Source organism: Thermodesulfobacteriota bacterium, assembly GCA_036397855.1.
GTDB lineage: Bacteria > Desulfobacterota_D > UBA1144 > Nemesobacterales > CSP1-2 > DASWID01.
Map to the genome: position 1 here is coordinate 1 of DASWID010000143.1, position 21,446 is coordinate 21,446.

The 21,446-nt window shown below is 40.0% G+C and carries 23 protein-coding genes, 2 tRNA genes and 1 other RNA gene; 20 read left to right on the forward strand and 6 right to left on the reverse strand.

The features are described 5' to 3' along the window. The 7 genes from VGA95_11705 to VGA95_11735 form a co-directional block, all read left to right on the forward strand. Window positions 1–459, forward strand: a 459-nt coding sequence (locus tag VGA95_11705; protein ID HEX9667205.1) for an aspartyl protease family protein, incomplete at its 5' end; no start/stop codon positions are given. A 4-nt stretch (window positions 460–463) separates the two neighbouring features. Further along, window positions 464–754 (forward strand): hypothetical protein, encoded by a 291-nt coding sequence (locus VGA95_11710; protein HEX9667206.1) that lies wholly within the window; start codon window positions 464–466, stop codon window positions 752–754. A 37-nt stretch (window positions 755–791) separates the two neighbouring features. Beyond that, window positions 792–956: a hypothetical protein gene (locus tag VGA95_11715; GenBank protein HEX9667207.1), complete on the forward strand. Its 165-nt coding sequence runs from the start codon at window positions 792–794 to the stop codon at window positions 954–956. Window positions 957–1,418: 462 nt separating this feature from the next. Further along, complete coding sequence (locus tag VGA95_11720) at window positions 1,419–1,694, forward strand: DUF4258 domain-containing protein (protein ID HEX9667208.1); 276 nt, start codon at window positions 1,419–1,421, stop codon at window positions 1,692–1,694. Window positions 1,695–1,711: 17 nt separating this feature from the next. Then, entirely contained in the window at window positions 1,712–1,951 is a 240-nt protein-coding gene (locus VGA95_11725; protein ID HEX9667209.1) for a YgiT-type zinc finger protein, read from the forward strand. Between the two features lie 404 nt (window positions 1,952–2,355). Then, on the forward strand, window positions 2,356–3,660 hold the full coding sequence (locus VGA95_11730) for a hypothetical protein (GenBank protein ID HEX9667210.1): 1,305 nt from the start codon (window positions 2,356–2,358) through the stop codon (window positions 3,658–3,660). Between the two features lie 148 nt (window positions 3,661–3,808). Beyond that, window positions 3,809–4,192: a four helix bundle protein gene (locus tag VGA95_11735; protein ID HEX9667211.1), complete on the forward strand. Its 384-nt coding sequence runs from the start codon at window positions 3,809–3,811 to the stop codon at window positions 4,190–4,192. Window positions 4,193–4,225: 33 nt separating this feature from the next. Here VGA95_11735 and VGA95_11740 read toward each other — a convergent pair whose 3' ends face one another. Continuing rightward, entirely contained in the window at window positions 4,226–4,759 is a 534-nt protein-coding gene (locus tag VGA95_11740; GenBank protein ID HEX9667212.1) for an inorganic diphosphatase, read from the reverse strand. Window positions 4,760–5,142: 383 nt separating this feature from the next. Between VGA95_11740 and VGA95_11745 the strand changes: the two genes are divergently transcribed. The 5 genes from VGA95_11745 (at window position 5,143) to VGA95_11765 (ending at window position 11,642) form a co-directional block, all read left to right on the forward strand. Then, complete coding sequence (locus tag VGA95_11745; GenBank protein ID HEX9667213.1) at window positions 5,143–6,345, forward strand: diadenylate cyclase; 1,203 nt, start codon at window positions 5,143–5,145, stop codon at window positions 6,343–6,345. Between the two features lie 46 nt (window positions 6,346–6,391). After that, window positions 6,392–7,705 (forward strand): magnesium transporter, encoded by a 1,314-nt coding sequence (mgtE, locus tag VGA95_11750; GenBank protein ID HEX9667214.1) that lies wholly within the window; start codon window positions 6,392–6,394, stop codon window positions 7,703–7,705. 59 nt (window positions 7,706–7,764) lie between these two features. Then, complete coding sequence (locus VGA95_11755; GenBank protein ID HEX9667215.1) at window positions 7,765–9,093, forward strand: glycerate kinase; 1,329 nt, start codon at window positions 7,765–7,767, stop codon at window positions 9,091–9,093. A 118-nt stretch (window positions 9,094–9,211) separates the two neighbouring features. After that, on the forward strand, window positions 9,212–10,474 hold the full coding sequence (locus tag VGA95_11760; GenBank protein HEX9667216.1) for a glycosyltransferase: 1,263 nt from the start codon (window positions 9,212–9,214) through the stop codon (window positions 10,472–10,474). Between the two features lie 241 nt (window positions 10,475–10,715). Continuing rightward, window positions 10,716–11,642, forward strand: a complete 927-nt coding sequence (locus tag VGA95_11765) for a mechanosensitive ion channel family protein (GenBank protein HEX9667217.1) — start codon at window positions 10,716–10,718, stop codon at window positions 11,640–11,642. Window positions 11,643–11,913: 271 nt separating this feature from the next. Here VGA95_11765 and VGA95_11770 read toward each other — a convergent pair whose 3' ends face one another. Beyond that, window positions 11,914–12,111, reverse strand: a complete 198-nt coding sequence (locus VGA95_11770) for a hypothetical protein (GenBank protein ID HEX9667218.1) — start codon at window positions 12,109–12,111, stop codon at window positions 11,914–11,916. A gap of 314 nt (window positions 12,112–12,425) precedes the next feature. On the opposite strand from VGA95_11770, the gene VGA95_11775 reads away from it, so the two are divergent. Continuing rightward, window positions 12,426–12,629 carry a hypothetical protein gene (locus tag VGA95_11775; GenBank protein HEX9667219.1) on the forward strand — a complete coding sequence of 68 codons (204 nt, stop codon included), beginning with the start codon at window positions 12,426–12,428 and terminating at the stop codon, window positions 12,627–12,629. 157 nt (window positions 12,630–12,786) lie between these two features. On the opposite strand, the gene VGA95_11780 is transcribed toward VGA95_11775, so the two are convergent. Further along, on the reverse strand, window positions 12,787–13,938 hold the full coding sequence (locus tag VGA95_11780; GenBank protein HEX9667220.1) for an aminotransferase class V-fold PLP-dependent enzyme: 1,152 nt from the start codon (window positions 13,936–13,938) through the stop codon (window positions 12,787–12,789). 142 nt (window positions 13,939–14,080) lie between these two features. Here VGA95_11780 and VGA95_11785 point away from each other — a divergent pair, with 142 nt between their 5' ends. Beyond that, on the forward strand, window positions 14,081–14,821 hold the full coding sequence (locus VGA95_11785) for a DUF4159 domain-containing protein (GenBank protein ID HEX9667221.1): 741 nt from the start codon (window positions 14,081–14,083) through the stop codon (window positions 14,819–14,821). Between the two features lie 133 nt (window positions 14,822–14,954). Beyond that, on the forward strand, window positions 14,955–16,106 hold the full coding sequence (gene moeB, locus VGA95_11790) for a molybdopterin-synthase adenylyltransferase MoeB (protein ID HEX9667222.1): 1,152 nt from the start codon (window positions 14,955–14,957) through the stop codon (window positions 16,104–16,106). Between the two features lie 113 nt (window positions 16,107–16,219). Here moeB and VGA95_11795 read toward each other — a convergent pair. Further along, window positions 16,220–16,304, reverse strand: a tRNA-Leu gene (locus tag VGA95_11795). A 307-nt stretch (window positions 16,305–16,611) separates the two neighbouring features. Here VGA95_11795 and VGA95_11800 point away from each other — a divergent pair. After that, window positions 16,612–16,830: a cold-shock protein gene (locus tag VGA95_11800; protein ID HEX9667223.1), complete on the forward strand. Its 219-nt coding sequence runs from the start codon at window positions 16,612–16,614 to the stop codon at window positions 16,828–16,830. 71 nt (window positions 16,831–16,901) lie between these two features. On the opposite strand, the gene VGA95_11805 is transcribed toward VGA95_11800, so the two are convergent. Further along, window positions 16,902–17,456 (reverse strand): NUDIX hydrolase, encoded by a 555-nt coding sequence (locus tag VGA95_11805; GenBank protein HEX9667224.1) that lies wholly within the window; start codon window positions 17,454–17,456, stop codon window positions 16,902–16,904. A gap of 78 nt (window positions 17,457–17,534) precedes the next feature. Further along, on the reverse strand, window positions 17,535–18,287 hold the full coding sequence (locus VGA95_11810) for an enoyl-CoA hydratase-related protein (protein ID HEX9667225.1): 753 nt from the start codon (window positions 18,285–18,287) through the stop codon (window positions 17,535–17,537). A 420-nt stretch (window positions 18,288–18,707) separates the two neighbouring features. Between VGA95_11810 and VGA95_11815 the strand changes: the two genes are divergently transcribed. From VGA95_11815 to dnaX, 4 genes are all read left to right on the forward strand, one after another. After that, entirely contained in the window at window positions 18,708–19,172 is a 465-nt protein-coding gene (locus tag VGA95_11815; GenBank protein HEX9667226.1) for a cytochrome c, read from the forward strand. A gap of 383 nt (window positions 19,173–19,555) precedes the next feature. After that, window positions 19,556–19,648, forward strand: a tRNA-Ser gene (locus VGA95_11820). Between the two features lie 23 nt (window positions 19,649–19,671). Then, an RNA gene (gene ffs / locus VGA95_11825) (signal recognition particle sRNA small type) lies at window positions 19,672–19,770 on the forward strand. A 14-nt stretch (window positions 19,771–19,784) separates the two neighbouring features. Next, window positions 19,785–21,446, forward strand: a complete 1,662-nt coding sequence (gene dnaX, locus VGA95_11830) for a DNA polymerase III subunit gamma/tau (protein ID HEX9667227.1) — start codon at window positions 19,785–19,787, stop codon at window positions 21,444–21,446.

Genomic DNA, 21,446 nt, shown 5'->3' on the forward strand with positions numbered 1-21,446 from the left:
GCTAAGGCAATATTTTTCTTTGTTCGAGTAGGTTACCCCTCTGTTCATGTTCTTAAAACGGTAAGGCTTCGGGGTTACATATATCAAGATTACTTTCCCAAAGTAAAGTGTTACATCGAGAATAGGATCTTGAATCTTGCGTTCTCTATTCCGGAGAACGAGCAACCAGTAGAACTTATAGCTGATACGGGGTTTTCAGGGTCTCTTGTGTTAGATACGAGAATTATAAAAGGAATCGATAGTGACTATGTTGGTGAAGATACTGTAACTCTTGCTGGAGGGGTAATTCAACCAGTAAGTATATACCTCAGTGATATTAATGTGGATAATTTAAGATTGAGCGAAGTAGAGATTATGGAAATGGAAGAAGAATTTCTAATGGGTGTATCTCTTATGAGATCAATGTGTAAAAGAGCAATATTCTCATTTGATAGCAATGAGCTTCTTTTTGAGGAGTAAAAGTATGAACAAACAAAAGAAGGATTTGTTGAAAAGCTTCATGGTACGTGTCAATTATCCCAACGTCAGCGGTTTTGAGGCACTGGAACTCCTCGATGTGAGAAGCTCCATCGCTGAGTTTGCGAGTAAGCTTACGAAGGAGGAAAAATCGGAACCTGAGAAAGCCGGGAGTTTATTTCAATCTAATGTTAAAAAATTTTACAGAAGCGTTGCTAAAGTAGCTGACCTTCATGAGATACGAAAACTGCCGGTATCCCACCTTCTCATTCGTGGTGGTCCATTGAGAAGCTCCTAAAGGCAAAAAAGTTAACTGTAGGTAAGTATGACGATATATGCCTAAAAAAGAAATCACACAGACACTAATTTTCTCCTCAAGGGATATGACCCATCCCCAAAAGGGAAAAACATGGGAAGACACAAAAGCTCAATTTCAAATGCTAGCACCTACGAGGAAACCAGCGATTTCTGGAGTCACGAAACATCTGGAGGATTTCTAAGACGAAATTTCAGTTAAGTTTAGCTCAGCATTTTTTACTAATTATTATCTTGAGCTATTCCATTCGTAATTCATGTATTGATAAATGCAAACTTGAACGTCTCTAGGATCCCTTACTCCAGATTTTAATCTTTTATCCTATCGTATACAATCATCTGTAAAAAGTAGTTCGGAGGAAAAGTCGACATGAACATTCCTGAAGGGCTTAATGTCGCATTGAACTTCGGTCTTCTTGATTCGATATTTACAAGGCGGTCGAGAAGGTTTGGACTCGGGATGGAAATAAAAAAAGCTGCACTTTGTTAATTTTCTATCAACTTGACAAATGACACTGACTTATCTCCTCTTTGACCTAAGATAAGTTCCACAGTAAAATTTAGTATCAGTCAACTCCTTGAAAATGATTATTAGTTTACCATAGACAATCAACCTTTGAACACAATGATGTTGACGGAGACACTCATTGAGCAGAATCGGGCAGATGCGCTTGCTTGTTCGCAATGGTCTTTATTACCTGACCGAACATGCCGTTGAGGAAGCGATGGCTGAAAACTTTGACATCTACGATATAGAATATGGTATCTTAAAAGGCAAGGTTCGTAGAACTTGGCCGCGAGAAGATAAGTATGAGATACTTGGCTCTGCACTGGATGGAAGAACCATCGGCGTTGTGTGTCGTATAACTCAAACTGGAAAGGTTCGTGTCATAACTGTTTATGAGGACCGACCCAAAGGATAGGGCAAGGAGAAAGAGAAATGAAATTTTGGGAAGGCGAACGCTGTGAATACTGTGATGGGACAATCGTCGAGAAAAAGGTAAACCTGTCTAGGAAAGTAAAAGGAAAGTATGTGCTAATTGAAAATGTACCCGCTGGTGTCTGTACAACCTGCGGTACACGCTACTTCGCAGCAAACGTACTCAAAACAATCGAAGAGACCATTAGAGGACGGAGAAAGGCAGAGCGAGAAATCCTCGTGCCGGTGTATTCGCTTTAATATAATAGCGGGCTTCAGAAAAAGCTTCGTTACAATCTAGACACTTCTAAGTTACTAGAAATAATTGAGGTACTAATTATTATTCGGATTTTGTAAGAGATTTTCTTACGCTTTAGCTTTTATAGTACTAAACTTCTTCCTTCTTTAAAGACCCTCATTAAAAAAACCAGAGGAGATGGTTAAGGTTCTATAAGTTACGAAACATATGAACAATTTCTAAGAGGAAATTTCAGTTAAGTTTAGCTCAGCATTTTTTACTAATTTTTATCTTGAGCTATTCCATTCGTAATTTATGTATTGATAAATGCAAACTTGAACGTCTCTAGGATCCCCTACTCCAGATTTTAATCTTTTATCCTATCGTATACAATCATCTATAAAAAGTAGTTCGGAGGAGATATAGCATGAACATTCCTGAAGGGCTTAATGTCGCGTTGAACTTCGGTCTTCTTGATTCGATATTTACAAGGCGGTCGAGAAGGTTTGGACTCGGGATGGAGATTAAAGAGGGAACACTAAAACATAGATCCAGGTTTGAACCAATACCGCTCACAGAACTAGAGGAGGCCTTTTTAATTTGGGCGGGGACTGGCTTGACGGGACTTTCACTCGGAGACCTCCCACGAACAGGAATCTCCTGGCTATTTCAATGGACTGGACGCTCCTGGCCTTGTTCATGCAACTCCCATTCAACCGAGCTCTTTTACACAAACGATAATGGAGTTTACATGATAAAACTCTTTAATCTCATGCCTGAGACTGGCGAGACATCTATTTTCCCCGGAAAATCAGAGGAGGAAAAACTGGAGAAGGTGCTTCAGCTTTTTAGGAAAAGCCAGATAAAGCTTCAGGATGGAAGGGCAGAACTACCGAAAGGCGAACCGGGACTTTTTGATTTCAACGCATGGAACACAAATAAGCCCGGAACGACATTCTTCATCCCGGTCACAAACATAACGGTTGAATACATGGTACTCCTCTTCATATACTTTGGCGCGAAATATGGGTTTAACATAATTGATGAGTTAAACGGTGGGCGTTCCTGCGGCTTAGATAAATGGATCAAAAAGGGTTACATAAGAAACGATGTGAGGATGTCCCTATTCGACCTGGAACTTAGAGTACTGACGACGTTAAATGTCGAACAGGCCTTTATCTGTCAAAATATGAACCTCGCCCTCCAGTCACTGGGACTTGGCGGATGGGCATTTACGGGACTACTCCCTCACTACGCCCTCGGATTGGATCCGTCTTACAAAGGGCTGGGATTTCGATTCGTAAAGCCCGAAAAAACACTCAGGAGCATATCAAGCCCCATTCCTGTTGGGCGGGACGGCGTCTTCGAAGCACTCTGCCCCCCCTATGTCAAGGACATGAGTGAAGCTGTTGATAAATTTCTAAAAGTAAGAGGCGAATTCTGGAAAGAAGAAAATCCATACCCGTATCAAGATCCAAAGGCGGTTCTTAAAGATGAATACCATCCATCAGAGGAGAGGATCGAAATCGTTAAGGATTTCTGCACTTATGTTTACGAAAACTACGGGAGATTTCCTGCATTTCTTGATCCAATGTTTGTAAGACTGGTTTTTCAAGCACATCACCTGGACCTCGAATTCTATGATAAATACTACACGGAGGGAGCTTACACTGACATACATAAGAACCACTTCAGACTTTGGCACCCAGAAATAGCCCACTCCCTGGAATGATGCAGGATACAGGATGCACGATGCAGGATACACGATGCAGGATGCACGATGCAGGATGCAGGATGAAGTCAACACATGTGTGATAATGGATGTATAATTTGCTAAGGACATTGTGATTGCTTCAATTTGAATCCCTGAGCCGTAAATAGTGAATAGGCCAAAATCATTCAAAGACCTTGACATATATTTACTTTCAAAAGAGCTATCAATTAAGGTGCATGCATTGACAGTTGATAAGTTACCAGGCTTCGAAATGTATGAAGAGGGTAGTCAAATTAGGCGTTCCTCAAAATCTATTGTTTCTAACATTGTCGAGGGATTTGGTAGAAGAAAATATAAAAATGAATTTGTACAGTTTTTAACATATTCCATTGCTTCATGTGACGAAACCAAAGTACATCTGGAGATACTTCGCGAAACAGGTTCCCTAAAAAAAGAGCTGTTTGAAAATCTCTTTGATAGGTACGAAGAATTGGGAGCAAAACTATTTAATTTTAGAGAAGCAGTTATAAGAGGTCATCGAACGTCTTGAATCGTGTATCCTGCATCATGCATCGTGTCATATCTACAACGCAAATCTCTTGCCCTCTTTAATATATCTCTCTTGAGCTTCTTTAATTGTTTTTATTGCCGATTCACGATCTTCCCAACCCTCTATGCCCGTTTTCTTTTCCTCCAATTCTTTATAAATTCTGAAAAAATGCTCAATCTCCTTCAAAAGATGCGGAGGAATGTCCGAAAGCTTTTTGATGTAGTTCCAATTCGGATCTGAAACTGGTACACAAAGGATTTTTTCATCTGGTCCCTTCTCATCCCACATCCTGAATAGTCCAACAGGTTTTGCCTCTATTATGCAACCAGGAAAAGTGGGCTCCCATACCAGTACCAATGCGTCGAGTGGATCTCCATCCCTACCCAAGGAATTCACTATAAAACCATAGTCGCTGGGATAATGGACGGCTGAAAACAGCATCCTGTCCAATTTGATCATCTTATTTTCTACGTCATACTCATACTTATTCCTACTCCCCTTCGGTATTTCAATCATCACCGTTACTATTATATCTTTCTTCATTGTGTGCGATGGAGTCCTGGCCATACTTGATTTCCTCTAATTTTCTAATATCGCTATTGATATCTATGACAAATGCACACCTCAGAACTATATTTGAGAATTATCTTTTTCATTAATTTAATACATATAAAAGGGAAATGTAAGTACCTGTAAATAAATCAAATGTGATATATGCACATTTATAGGTTTCAATAGCAGTTTTAAAAAAAATAATAAATTCGAGGACTAATATCGAAAGTGAAGGAAGAATACATCAACTCTTAACAAGGCCAACAACACTATTAATTATTCTTAGCCAACGGTTATAATGAATATTTAATTCTCAGCAAGAAGTTAACTAGTCCTAAATAGCATAAGGTTACAAGGTCCTAAATATAAGCGAACAAACATTAATCGTATAACTTAATATGAAAGAACAAATTTCAAAAATTTTTGACTTTTTGATAACATTTCTTAAGCAAATAGGTTTCGCAGGGTTCTTCGATATAGCTTTTATGTCTCTACTAATCTATTCGGTTCTTGTTTGGTTTAAAAAAACAAGGGCAGGATTTGTACTTTCCGGGATAATCATAATAAGCATAATATACCTTCTCGCCCGTCAGTTCAATCTAGTGCTGATTTATTCAGTCCTTCAGGGTTTTTTTGCCGTAATCATAATAGCTCTGATCGTGATTTTTCAGGAAGAGCTAAGACGCCTTTTTGAAAAAATAGCTGTTTTGGGGTTAAACCCAACATTCAATAAACGTTCAAAATCCAAAGATTATCCAAGAGAAGTACAAATATTGGTAAAAACCCTTAGTGATTTTGCCAATAATCGAGTAGGAGCCCTCATAGTTCTTCCTGGAAGGGATTTAATAGATTTGTACCTGGAAGGAGGGGTTGAATTAAACGGCGACCTAAGCGAACCACTCTTGAAGAGTATTTTTGACCCTCATTCAATAGGTCATGACGGTGCAGTAATTATAGAGAACGGAAAAATTACGATGTTTTCCGCTCATCTACCCCTATCAAAGAATTTTCAACAGCTACGTTATCATGGTACAAGACATGCCGCAGCTTTAGGTTTAACTGAATTCACCGATGCACTATGTTTGGTCGTTTCGGAGGAGCAAGGAGCAATCTCCGTAGCTCGTAATGGAATCCTAAAGCAGGTAGGGTTTGACCAATTTAACCTTATTCTTCACAAATTTTATGAAGAAATACATCCGTCCAGCAGGGCTGCTGTTTTGAATGAATTCTTGGTGAAAAATTTTAAAGAAAAGATTATTGCTATTATTTTGACCCTCGCACTCTGGTTTGTACTCGTATATGGGTCTGGATTGGAATATGAATCTTTTCTGGTCCCGATTCAGACTGCCCCTTTACAATCGGAATATAAAATTTCCGAAGTGGAACCCAAAGAGGTTAAGGTAACATTCTTAGGTCCCAGAAGATCCTTCTTTTTCACGAGTGAACCTGAAATTTCCTTGATACTAAATCTCCCCAATGTCACTGCAGGGCGCAAGACAGTAACTATATCAGACTCCAACCTTAATTTCCCAAAAGGTCTCTCAGTAGAAAAGATCGAACCAGCAAAGGTAAAAATAAAAGTAGATAAAATCACTGATTAATTGAGATCATTTAATTGGACCTTTGGCAGTAATTGGAGGTGTTAAGATGATGAATGGAAATAGTCCGTTATTTCCATATGTAGAAAAATTTTTTGAATATGATCCTCTTACAGCGACTCGCGCGCTTGAAACAATGGACGAAGATGAAGCGATTGAAATATTAAAAAATCTCCCACCGTCAGTGTCAGTGAAGATCTTCCACAATCTTCAAGTTAATTATGCTGCAGCATTACTCAAGGAAATTCCAACTAATACGTTTAAAGAAATTGTTGAGAACCTCAGCCCGGAACAGGGAGCAGCTATCATCGTTAACATTCCTGAAGACATACGAAAAAGGCTTTTGGAATGCCTATCAAATAAAAGCAGGCAAATGATTCAAGAGCTCTTGATATTCCCCGTAGACAGCGCTGGACGTATTATGACAACGAACTTCATAGCTTTTCGCACAGATATAAAGGTCAAAGATGCTATACAAAGAATACGATCATTAGCTTTCCAAAAACAGACCTCGTCATACGTTTACGTAGTAGACAATGGGAATCGCCTAGTCGGTGTATTAAATATGCGCGACCTGCTATTAGCATCGCCAGAGGCAAAGCTTGAATCGGCAATGATAAAGGACGTATTTACTATAAATGCATTCACCGACCGCGAGGAGGTCGCCAATCAGCTTTCATCTAGAAGGTACTTTGCTGCCCCGGTGGTAGATAGTGACAATAAATTGCTTGGAATTGTTAATTCAGATCAATTGCTCAGTCATGTGCAGCAGGAGGCGACGGAAGATATCCAGAAGATGTTTGGAGCTGGGGGGAATGAGCGAGTATATTCGTCAATATGGTTCTCACTGAAGAAGCGATTGCCATGGCTTCATATTAATCTTGCGACCGCATTTTTAGCAGGCTCGGTGGTCTCTCTGTTCCAAGACACAATCGCAAAGATCGCAGTCTTGGCTGTTTTCCTTCCTGTAATCGCGGGACAAAGTGGCAATGCTGGGCTTCAATCCCTCGCTGTTGTTATGAGGGGTCTTGTCATGAGGGAAATTCCACCAAAGAATGTGCCTATGCTACTCATAAAGGAAGCAAAGATTGGAATATTCAACGGGATAATAATTGGGTTTGTTACCGCGTTTATCTCATGGATATGGAAGGGAAAGCGTTATCTAGGTTTGGTTATTGGACTCGCAATGATTCTCACGTTGATAATAGCTGGATTAGCAGGGGCAATAATCCCCCTCGCCATGAAAACATTCGGTCTAGATCCCGCTCAGTCATCCAGCATAATATTGACCACGGTTACCGATGTGGTCGGGTTCTTCGTCTTTCTTAGCTTTGCGGTAATATTTCAGAGTTACCTCATATGATGATCACACTAATCTCTCTCTTTTTTTAGCTACCTCATAAAAAGCATTATACGAGAACTATGGACATAACTAGATTAAGACAAGACGCCATAACGATATTCAAACATGGTATTAAGGCGGTCGACCCTGCCAATACAATTAAACATAATTTAGTGGTCGAAGATAACAGATTAGATATTCAGGGGAAAATATATAACCTGTCAGCATATGAAAACATCTTTATCATAGGCATGGGTAAAGCCTCTGCTGCAATGGCAAAAGCGATTGAAGATTTATTGGGCAACAGAATAAAGGGAGGCATAGTAAACGTTAAATACGGACACAGCGTTCCACTTAAGATTGTTAAAGCAAATGAAGCCGGCCATCCGGTGCCTGACGAGGCAGGGCTGGCAGGTACGAATGAAATTGTACAATTACTGAGACAGACTGGAGAAAAGGACCTAGTCTTTTGCTTGATCTCTGGCGGCGGTTCAGCTCTCCTGCCCTGTCCGGCTGAGGGCATAAGCTTGGAAGACAAGCAGCACTTAACCAAAGCACTACTAGATTGTGGTGCTACCATACATGAGATCAATTGCCTTCGTAAACAGATTTCGAAAGTCAAAGGTGGGAGATTAGCAAGGCTGGCTTATCCCTCAAAATTGATCTCCTTGATCCTGTCAGACGTCATCGGAGATAATTTAGACAGTATAGCCTCTGGTCCTACTGTACCGGACAAAACTACATTCGCAGACTGCTTTCGCATACTGGAAAAATACAAAATCCATCACGAGATTCCTGACCCTGTACTTGAATATTTTGAGAAGGGACGCCGGGGAGAGGTCGAAGAATCGCCAAAAGCCGATGATCGAATATTCGTAAGAACTCAAAATATCATCATTGGAAGTAACAAACAAGCGCTAAGCGCAGCGAAGGAGCAAGCAGATAAGCTTGGATATAACAGTCTTATTCTCTCATCATTTATTGAGGGCGAAACCATAGAAGTAGCCAAAGTCCACGCGGCAATAGCGAAAGAAATTCTGAGTACTGGAAATCCGGTTGGAAAGCCTGCATGCGTTGTATCGGGGGGCGAAACTACAGTTAAGATTAAAGGTGAAGGGTTGGGTGGTCGCAATCAAGAATTCGCATTGGCAGCGGCGATTTCAATCGACGGATTAGAAAAAGTAGTAATACTAAGTGTTGGCACGGATGGGACAGACGGCCCTACTGAGGCTGCGGGTGCGATAGCAGACGGGTCGACTTTAAGACGATCCAAGGAGTTGGGAATGGTCGCAGAAAAATATCTCAGAGAGAATAATTCCTACAATTTCTTCAAACCCTTAAGAGACTTGATCATTACAGGTCCCACAAATACAAACGTGATGGATTTGAGGATTATTATGGTATCATAAGAGTTTATTCATATTCTTAAAATATTATTATTTCATCTCCCATCTAAAACTTACAAATATTTAGGGTAACTTTAATGATAATTTATATGACAACGACGAACTCAGGAGATGTTTAATAATGGAATTCAAAAAATATTCTACGGCGCTTAGAGAAAACGTACACATGTGGGTAGATAAGATTAAAACCGTTGATATCTTGGTAGGTATTCCCTGCTATAACACAGAAGATACCCTTGGTTTTGTGATTGAGCAGATTGGAAAAGGACTAGCACAATACTTTCCGAACTGTAAATCTGCAATATTTGTCAGCGATGGAGGCTCTCTTGATGACACACGCGAACATGCATACGAAGCCGCTATACCTGAAAACATTCAAAGGAGAGTTACAATTTATCGCGGGCTTCCCGGAAAGGGAACATCTTTTAGAGCAGTTTTTGAACTAGCCTTAATCCTGAAGGCCAAGGCCATAGCCGTTGTTGATGCTGACTTAAGGAGTATCACGCCGGAATGGATAAAACTATTGGTTGAACCCGTAATCGAAAATTCTGCAGGATTCGTCGCCCCCTATTACCGCAGGCACAAGTTCGACGGAACAATAACTAATCAGATTGTATATCCAATGACAAGGGCTCTATACGGCGTTGATGTGCGACAGCCAATCGGGGGTGATTTTGGGTTTTCACCTGAGTTGGCAGCGTTTTATGTAAAAGAAGATGTATGGGAAACAGACGTTGCCAGATTCGGGATCGACGTCTGGATGACTACATGTGCCATAAATGAAGGATTTAAGGTTGTTCAAACATATCTTGGTACCAAGGTTCACAATGCCAAGGATCCAGCAACTGACCTTGGACCGATGTTCCGCCAGGTCGTTAGTACCCTGTTATATCTGATGGCTAAATATGAGAGCAACTGGGAAAGAGATAATCCGTTTCAAGCCATACAAATTAACAACAAGAGGGATGAAGAACCACAATTAGAAGATGTCTCCGTGAGTCTTCATAATCTACATGAAGAATTCGTTGAGGGATTTAGTCACTTTAGACCGATGTATAAGGATATCCTGGATGATGAAAAGATGGATAGGCTAGAAAAGATACACGAGAGTTGGAGTAATGGAAAAGAGGAGGTATTTGATTCGGATCTCTGGAGCAAAGTACTATATGACTTCGCATACGTATATCAGCTTTGGGAAAGAAACAAACGCCGTCTTGTTGACATAATTACTCCACTATACTTTGGTCGCACTAAAAGCTACTGTCAGCAGGTAATGAAAATGGACAGCGATGAGGCCGAAGAAGTCGTACAGGAGCAGGCCAGGATTTTTGAGCACAATAAGCCTTATCTACTTAAACGATTCTCACTATGGGAAGAAGAGTGAGAACTGAACCAAGAAAGACTCATATTCTTACAAACATCACAGAAATTTTCTCCTTTTTTGCGTTTCTCGGTTTTGCTTGAACGTTTCAGAACTTTCTCGTATAGGTTATAATAAAACTACACTGTACAAGCTACCCTTAAAGAACAATCCAAGTAAATGGACTTCTCATATTAAGAATAAGTAATTTTTATCCAGAATTATCTGAGTAACCTTAAAAAATTTTCAAAAGGGGGTAAATACAATGAGTAATGTTACATCAAAGTTTCTAAATCCAGCTTTTTTAGACCAATTCATCGCCTGGTCTATGACCTCAGGCACCAGGATCGTTTTAATTATAATAGGTGCTTTTTTAGTTCTGAAATTTTCTTACATCATAATTGGAAGAATTGAGAAACTAATAGCAGGTCGTGAAAGAGAATTCATAGCCGCAATTGAAACGGAAAAAAGGTTGAATACCCTTTGCAACTTATTGAGGAAAGTAGTCCTTATTGTTGTGCTGTTAACTTCGATCATGATGATTCTTAAAGAAGTAGGAATGGATATAGCACCGATCATAGCAGGCGCCGGTATTGTGGGCCTTGCAGTTGGTTTTGGAGCACAGAATCTTGTGCGGGACATTATAAGTGGTTTCTTTATCCTTTCGGAAAATCAGATTCGGGTTGGCGACGTGGGGATAATCAATGGAACAGGTGGACTGGTAGAAGAGATTAACCTAAGGACAATTGTGATTAGAGACTTAGAGGGAACGGTACATATTTTCCCCAACGGTACTATAGAGACATTATCCAACAGAAGTAAGGGGTGGTCCCGCTATGTAGTCGACGTGGGTGTCGCATACAAGGAGAATGTGGATGACGTAATGAAGGTGTTAAACGAAATTGGAGAGAGGTTATCTAAGGATGAACACTTTGGACCACTTATATTGGAACCACTTCAAATTCTTGGAGTCGATGACTTTGGTGATTCAGAAGTGACGATCAAATGTATGATTAAGACACTACCATTGAAACAGTGGGACGTAGGTAGGGAACTCAGAAGGAGAATTAAGAACACCTTTGACGAAATGGGTATCGAGATTCCTTTCCCGCATTTAAGTCTCTATTTCGGTGAAGCAAGTAAGCCGTTTAATTTAAATGTAAATCAGACCGATGCATCTAAAGCAGCTTGAATTGATAAGCTGTCGGGCATAGCATCTCGATTCTAGAATTACTAATCATGTGGCGATCGAAGTTGAATTCACGTGTTAAGACCCCTAATAACTCATTTGCTCTATAGTCTGGAATATTCCCTGAAACAATAATATAGATACAAAATAGATAAGAAAAATTCTTGATCGATACTTTAAATAGAGCACTGAATGGATTCTTGGCGCAGCCCGGGGAAATCTTATGAATTCATTATTCAAAATGCGTTGCATGTAATTGGAGAATTTGCAGAATTCAATCGAAGTTCACTGAGCTATAATGCTCTCCGTTGACAAACAGATTTACCGTGCCGAAAATCCCCTTTTGTGCATTGACTAACCCAACAATTACATCACCCAAATCGGAAGCGAGTTTATTTAATAACGATTCATCAATGCCACCATCAAGATCCTCTTCAACATCCATTGTTAAGTTTATTGTCAGCTTAGGCAAGCTAACCTCCCTACTAGAAGATTTTATCTTGCTTTATTCTTAGATTACCCATGACTAAAAATCAAATAAAACTCACAAACATGACTTAGTTCTTAAGAGCCTTACACAAAAAGTACTGATGAAGCTTACAGGCAAAAGTTTAATCTTTTCAAAATTCAGAATTAAAGTAAAATTCTAAACCAATAATGCAATATGACAATGGTTGACAAAGTAATTGGTATTGCGGAGAAAGCATATTAAAAAAAACCTTAACCATTTTTGATGTTAACCCAGAAGTCAAAAGTCAGGTAGAACAAATTGAACAAGCAGATATAGTGATCGGGATTCCGAGCTTCAGCAATGAACACGGCATAAGCCATGTGGTTAGTGCATCAGAATTTGGCCTTGCAAAATATTTCCCAAATTTCGGACGAGTCCTGCTCCTATCTGTTGTATCAGTTCCAACTGGGTGGAATCCAGAAAATCCTCTAAAACAATTAGTGGATACACAAGCTACTCTTCGTGAAGACCTTAACTGAATAATATGGGAAAGGATCTAACCATATCCAATTTGTTAATGAAGACTGATAACTTTTTCGAACCTGTCGTATTGATGCTTCACCTTACATAAATTATCTATATTTCTTTGAACTTCTAAACGCTTTAACATAACGATTTAACTCGTAGTTACATAAATCACATTAATTTATCCAACTCAGAAAAAAACCTCAGAATCTCATCCTCTGTATTATAGAAATGGGGTGCCACTCGAATCGCCCCACTCCTAACATTAACCAATATGCCAAGAGCCCTTAATCTATCTTTAACACCAATAGGATCAAACTTCCCCATGATAGAATTAATCCCAGCCCTATACTTTCTGTCCATTGGGGACTTCATTTCCAATCCCCTCTTTTCCGATTCCTCGAATATTATATCTCCAAGGTCAAGTATCCTTTCGCTGATCCTGTCAATCCCGACTTCAAGGAGTAGATCAACCGCCGCACCCAGAGCCATGATTCCCATAACATTGAGTGAGCCTTCTTCAAATTTAAGCGAATTGGTTTTGAGTCGAAAGTCTATATGATCGTAATCGTTCTCATTTACAACACTCTTCCACCCTATAAGAGAAGGTTTTAAGAGCTCGGCAAGTTCATGTCGGCAATAAAATATCCCGGCCCCCTCTGGGCCGAGTAGCCACTTGTGTCCGTCTGACGCAAGAAAATCAATTCCTAACTCCCTCACATTCATTGGAACCATTCCTAAGCTCTGAATCGCGTCTACAAAAAGTAAAACCTTTTTCCTCCTACACAGTTCACCCAACCTTTCCAAATCAACCCTAAATCCATTAGAAAACTGCACTGAGCTAATAGAAAGGAGTCTCGTATTCGTATCTATCATTTTCTCAATATCATCCATATGAATCATATTTCCCCTTGCAGGAATAAACTTCACCTTAACGCCCCTTCTCTCTAGATTCAGCCACGGATAAATGTTAGAGGGAAACTCTTTTTCAAAAACCATAACGTTATCACCCTCCCTCCAATCAAGCCCTTCAGCAACTAATGAAATACCATGAGAGGTATTTTTGATGAATGCAATTTCCTCTTTCTCAGAACCAACTAACTCGGCACAGTTTCCCCTGATTTCCTCGACCCTATCCATCCAGTAACTATATTTAAAAAAAGCTGACTCGGTCGCTTCTGTTAAGAATTTTTCTACGGTATCCTTGACCCTTTTTGACAGTGGCGCAACTGCGGCATGGTCGAGATAAATGAATTTTTTCGTTACGGGAAATTCAACCCTGTAGGTGGCAAGAGAACTTTTTTTTAAGCTAATCTCAGCCATTGGCAACTAAGTTAACCAATACCCCTCGATTTATCAAATACTTAAGTTCGGATGATTCCTACCCGCATCATGGTAGGTTTCGCTTGACACCCAGAGGCCAAAGCATCAATATTAAACAATAGTGATAACACGAAGGGAATTCTTGAATCTCTTTCTCACGGGAGGCCTTTTATCAATAAATTTGCCTCTAAGTGCTACATATAGAGCATCCGAATTCTATTTTGCACAGGTAAAGTACAATGGCGAATGGGATCCCAGGCCCAGGGCATACAGGAGGCTTATGTCTACACTTGATTTAAGAACAAGTGTTAAAGCCTCTTTCCAAAAAAAGGAAATAGAGATCGATTCACCAGACCTTTTCCTTTACCCCTTTCTTTATTTAGCGGGAAGGGGCTCTTTTGAACCATTTTCTGAACCCGAAATAAAAAGAATCCGAAAATTTTTGACACTTGGAGGGACCTTACTGATCGATGACGTATCAGGCGAAGAAAATTCACCTTTTGATAACCAGATTCGTTCAGAAACAGATAGGATTTTCCCAGAATATTCACTCGAAAGAATTCCAAGGGACCATGTCTTATACAAATCCTTTTACCTTCTCCCCGTGCCAAGTGGCCGGAGAATAATTAAACCCTATCTCGAGGGAATAACATTTGAAGATGAAGAGAGAACCTCATTAATCTACTCGCGGAATGACTTGGGTGGTGCATGGTCTGAAGATGAATTCGGCAGGTGGCAGTATGAATGTATTCCCGGGGGAGAATCTCAAAGAGAGCTTGCTTTCAGAACGGGTATAAACATCATAATTTACGCGCTCACCGGCAACTACAAGAAGGATCAAATACATGCCCCGTTCATAAATCGTAGACAGATGAATCTATAACCCCCCCTTATGAATCGGAATAGATATTGAGGATCGGTTCAGCAGCTAAAATCAAAAATTGAATTTGAAATTTTAATGTTTGTGTTATATTTTATTGATCCTCAAAATGATTAAAAACGGATGGTATTAGTCGATGAATCTCACTAACGAACAAGTTAGTCGCTACAGCAGACATTTGATAATGCCTGAGGTAGGAGTTGAAGGCCAGGAGAAACTGGTTGAGTCCAAGGTTCTGTGTATAGGAGCCGGAGGTCTTGGTTCCCCTCTAGCATTATATTTAGCCGCGGCCGGAGTTGGCAAACTGGGAATCCTTGATTTTGATGTAGTGGATTTTAGCAACCTTCAAAGACAGATCATACATAGTGAAAAAAACATTGGTAAGCTAAAGGTCGAATCTGCAAAAGAAAGACTCATTGAGCTTAATTCAGACATCAGCGTTCATACTTACAACACAATGTTAACATCCGGTAATGCAATGGAAATAATTAAAGATTACGATGTCATCATCGATGGAACAGATAACTTTGCTACGCGTTACTTGGTCAATGACGCATGCGTACTCCTGGGAAAACCAAATGTCTATGGAAGCATTTTCAGATTCGAAGGTCAGGTGAGCGTATTCGATGCCAAGAGAGGGCCATGCTATAGATGCCTTTACCCTGAGCCCCCTCCGCCGGGGATGGTACCAAGCTGTGCAGAAGGTGGAGTATTAGGCATCCTTCCGGGTATTATAGGGACTATGCAAGCCGCTGAAGCGATCAAGCTTATTATCGGTAAAGGTCAACCTTTGATTGGAAAGCTTCTTTTCTTAGATGTAATGGAGATGAAAATTAGGGAGTTAAAACTCAGAAAGGATTCAAGTTGCCCTATTTGCGGTAAGAATCCGACAATAACAAAGCTCATCGATTATGAGGAATTTTGCGGAATTGGACGCGGGGACCCCGAGTTATTAGGAGATGTATCTGACATTGAGATTACGGTCGATGAATTTAGGTACATTCTATCAAATAAAAGCAACAATTTAGTGATACTGGATGTGAGGGAACCCCATGAGTATGAAATATGCAAGATAGGCGGTTCTAAATTAATACCATTGGGTGACTTACCATCTAGGATAAATGAACTTGACACAGCCGATGATATCATAGTTCATTGCCATCATGGTATGAGAAGCCTTCAGGCAACCAGGTTTCTGAGGCACATGGGTTTCAAGAGGGTAAAAAATCTGGGTGGTGGCATCGATGCATGGGCAGAAAAGCACGAGCCCTCCATGCCCAGATATTGAGCGGTTATCTAACTTATTTCTTCAATCAACCAATAATTGCTGAGACACGAAGTCTAAGGAGTAGGGGCGTACAATTGAATGCCCCTACTACATTCGGGCATCACGTTTAGGACTGGGCAGGAAGGGAGTCGAACCCTTACGGGCGCAATGCCCAACGGCTTTTGAGGCCGTCGCGTCTGCCGGTTTCGCCACCTGCCCCGCACTACGGGTTATATTATCCCAACTACGCTTTAATAATCAAGTTCTAGATGTGAAAATTAGCGTCATAACCTTCGGAAATTCGTATCATTAAAATTTGACTGATAGATGTTGACCGTGATGGGAACTTTTACATCGACAATTAAATAATAGATATTACACGCTGAGTATTAAACCCCAAGAATCTTAAACTTATACCTCATTCCATATGGTATGCAATAAACTCACTTTATTGAAAAAAAACTGATTGACAAATGATTTAAACTGTGAGATATTAAAAGCACGTTTAGCTAGGAGGTGTTTTCATTTGTTAAAGGGTAAAGTAAAATGGTTTAATAGCTCTAAGGGCTACGGATTCTTAGAGCCAGATGATGGGGGCAAAGATGTGTTTGTCCATTACAGCGTTATTGAAGGACAGGGATACAAAGTCCTTTCGGATGGTGAAGTTGTAGAGTACGAAGCCGTCGAGGGCCCAAAAGGACCTCAGGCTAGCAAGGTCGTCAGGACAAACAGTAACCAACAATAACTTTTCACGTTAAATACTGACGTAATTAAATAATGCTCTGATTAGTTATTTGTGAGAAAGATTCTAGATCCCTACGGAGGCGTTCCGCCTTTATTGTGTAACAGATACCAATAAAATGCCGAAATAACGAGGGCGTGAGTAATTTCTCCGTTGGATACCAATTTTATTATTTCCCTGGTAGGCATCAAGAACGAAGCGATATCTTCGGTCCCATCAAGTTTCGGCTTCCCTATCTGTTCAACATTCCTTGCCAAATAGGTTAAGCATATGTTGTCCTGGATTGCGGGATTTGGATGAACATTACCAATCAAAGCCCAGTCATTTGAAATAAAACCAGTCTCCTCCAGTAATTCTCTTTTAGCTGCTTCAAGCGGGGACTCTCCTGGATCTACCATGCCCCCTGGTATTTCAAAGGTTACAGACCTGATACCATGACGATATTGCTTAATTAGAAGAATCTCGTCATCAGCACTAATTGCAACCACATTAACCCATGTTGGCGCTTCGATTATATAAAAATCGTGCTCCTTACCAGTGACAGGCGATTTACCTATATCCATTCTCGTTGAAAATACCCGATAAGAGTTCAACCTCTTAGATTTGACAATATCCCAGTCCTTAATCATCGAATTGGCTCCTTGCTTTCTCCATGATTTCGGCAACATACAAATTAAATGTGATAATCAAAGAAATAGTATTGAATCCTAGTCTTTGATGACAATCTTTCGAAGACTAGTACGAACACTTTCAGAATACCAAATATCTACAAATTCAAGGATAGAGTCTTTCTCACTATCTTTTATGTAATCGGCAACCCGATTTCTCAGCAGAGATTTAATTCCTTTAAATCCGAGAGTGTCTTTATTTATGTGATCTTCGGCAATACTGCGAGCGGAACTCAGAAGTTCGTCCCTTGACACCGCATTATCGATTAATCCCAATCGAAGTGCTTCGTCAGCAGAATACATTCGCCCGGAATAAAGAATAGTCGAAGCATTCTTTGATCCAACCAAGAATCTGAGCATCTCGACGGCTGAAGAAAAAAGGGTTGATCCAAATGTTATTTCGTTTAAAGAAATCTTTGCCTTTTCAGCTACCATCAATCTGTAATCACACGCCAGAGCTAGGATACAGCCACCCGCGATGGTGTGCCCATTCAATGCCGCTAAGACTGGCTTCGGGAATAGGAAAACATTTCTTAGCATGTCTGAAAAATTGAACATAAATTCGGTAAAATCTTCCTTTTTATAATTATATAACTCAGGAACATCAAACCCGAAAGAAAAGAAACTGCCCTCACCCGTCAGAATTAAAGCCTTAGCACTGTCATCCCGTCGAATTTCGTCAAAACATTGTGCAAGTTCGTTAAGCACCCGCCCGTTTATCGCATTCACTTTTGGTCTGTTTAAAAAAATTTTCGCCACTCCCTCCCTAATATCAACGTTGACAAAGTTCATGATTGTGATCCTGCCATAAGAATCGTATCTCCCAAATACTTCAGTTCCTACACTACGACTAAATCCTCAGAAATTTGCTTAATATATAAAAAGATTCGATCCATCATTCAAAACAAATCCTATTAATCCTACCCCATAACAATTCATCGGCTAAGCTCAATTTCATGCGAAATTTTGATGGCCCTTTGATGATTTCGTTACATAACATTTTGTCACAAATCAATTAGCGTATCAACAAAATAACTCATAAGCAGTATTAACAACTAACCAATTCCTCCAATTATTACCCAAAAAAAATAAAACCTAAATATTAATATTGAAAATAAATTAATGCTTAACAAAACCAAATATACAGTTAGAATAAGTGCTTAATCGAAGCATGGTATTGATAATCAAGCAACAAACCAAGGAGGGTTAGCGATGTCCAAAAACGCATTCGCATTGTTTGCCTTGCTGACAACCACCGTCTTACTGCTACCACTCATCAGTATCTCCGCAAAAGGTAGTGATGATGAGGCAAGACTCTATAACAAATCTCAGGATTCAAGTAAAGCAGTACTCGCAAAAGCCGAACCCGAAGGCGATCCCGCAAAGGGAATGGAGATTTTCCAGGCCAATTGCGCGGCCTGCCATGGGCCTGAAGGCAAAGGTGATGGAGCTGCGGCAGCAGCGTTAAATCCCAAACCTAGGAACCTGAACGATGCAGAATACGTTTCAGCACTCAGCAATGAGCATTTACTTAAAGTAATAACAGAGGGTGGAGCATCGGTTGGAAAGTCTCCTATGATGGCAGCCTGGGGCGGTATACTGTCAGAAAATGATATCTTGAATGTAATTGCTTATATTAGAAAGGACATTTGCAAGTGTGAATATAAAGCGAAATGACCGACACGTTGAAATATCTCACAATAAATTCAGGGGATATTTTCCATATAACATTATTATTTTTCGCTAGTTGCAGCCGTGCACAATTTTCAGCTAAGTAAGATACCTATGCTCCACCCGAACCTTTTGAAGGAGATGTTTTTTCTACTAGCGAATATCCATTGGGGAGATGTGAAACAAAATATCGCAAAACATTGTTTCCTTTCCGGATATCTATTCTAAACCTTAGAACTGGCAACAGGGATTTACATCTTAACGTTCGGTGAAATCAGTTTAAGATAAGATTATTATTCTTTTTGTTTTTCAACTTAAGAAAACGATCAATTGATTTTTTGAACATTTAAATTCGTAATGTTAAAATTTCGAAAAAAGTATTATTTGCTGGAGAGGTGACCGAGCGGCCGAAGGTGCACGCCTGGAAAGTGTGTAGAGGGTTAATAGCTCTCTCGTGGGTTCAAATCCCACCCTCTCCGCCATGAATAAAAAATAGAGTTCCAGTTAGCTAGGCCCGTACGGCAGGAGCTTGTGAAACCCGCCAGGCCTGGAAGGGAGCAACGGTAGCAAATTCTCCTGAGCGTTGCGGTTAACCTGGCTAGCTGGTTTTGAAAAATCATGTCATACCTTGTACTTGCAAGAAAATGGCGACCAAAAGTCTTTGATGATGTAATTGGGCAGGAATATATAATCCAAACCCTGAAAAACGCCATATCAAGCGGAAAGACGGCTCATGCGTTTATATTTTCGGGACCCAGGGGTGTAGGAAAAACCTCCACTGCAAGGATAGTTGCAAAAGCTATTAACTGCAAAGATGGGCCTACGCATCTTCCATGTTCAGAGTGTACGAACTGTCAGGAAATATCTGAGGGGAATTCTCTCGATGTTATTGAAATTGACGCAGCTTCTCACACAGGGGTAAAAGACATAAGAGAAATCATTGAGAACGTCAAATATCTACCTTCATCGGGAAAAACAAAGATATACATAATCGATGAAGCTCATATGCTCTCTCAATCCGCCTTTAATGCTTTACTTAAGACATTGGAAGAGCCTCCTCCCCACGTGCTTTTTATCCTAGCTACCACCGAGGTTCAAAAGATCCCTGTTACCATACTCTCACGCTGTCAAAGATACGATTTTAAAAAAGTCTCAACGGATAAGATAAAGGACAGGATCATGCTGGTAACTTCTACTGAGAACATAAACATCACAGAAGAAACAATCTATTTGATAGCCCAAGAATCGGATGGAAGCCTGCGTGATGCGCTAAGCCTTTTAGACCAGCTTGTTGCAACTTTCGGTACAGATATAAATCATGAAGAAGCAACTAGAATTTTAGGTTTACTGGACAGGCAGCTTTTAAGAAGGGCGGTTTCTTCAATTTTCAACAAAGATACAAAGATGTGCCTCGAAACACTAAATGAAGCAAGCCTTAAGGGTGTAAGTCCAAAGCGATTTGCAGAAGATTTGCTAAAAATGTTGAGGAACGCACTCATAATCAGAACATGTGGCGGGGGAATAATATCTAATATATCAACAGAAGAGATAAGGGAAATTGAGCTATTATCGAATGATCACAGTATTGAAAACCTTGAGTTGCTATTTAATCTCATGCTGAAAGGAGCTGAAGAAGTACAACAATCGTTCTATCCTCAAATGGCACTTGAAGTTACTTTAGTTAAACTAACTATTATGGATACTTCAATTGCCATAGAGGATATTTTAAAAACCATTGAAAAGCTTAGCGATAAGCTTGGAAATGCTAATCCCTCATCATATGATAAAGAAGTTTCTCATACTCGGGCTGTGAAACAAATGGCGAAAACACAAAGAGATAAGTCGCCTGACGTCGAATCAAAGAACGACACAAAGAGATCAGAAGATATCAAAGACGACAACACAGTAAATGTAGAAGGTCTAGATTTTCTGGGGTTTCTGAAAGAAAAAAAACCTGTTATAGCAATGCAACTAGAACACGCTGAATCTATGAAAATCGGTGATTCGATCATAAAGATAGAGTTTCCATCTCAGTCAACCCATTACGATTACATTGCTCGTAAAGAGACCCAAGACACAATTCGGAAATTATCAAAAGAATTTTTTGGGAGAGATTATAAGATAGTGGCTCTAGCGAGTTCATCCAATGCCGAAAATACGAGTTTGAGTGATAAAAATTCTAAAATCAGATCACAAATACAAAACACGCAAGCGGTTCAAGATGCGATGGAAATCTTAAGAGGGAGAATAGTTAATATAAAAATCAGAGAAAAGGAGTAA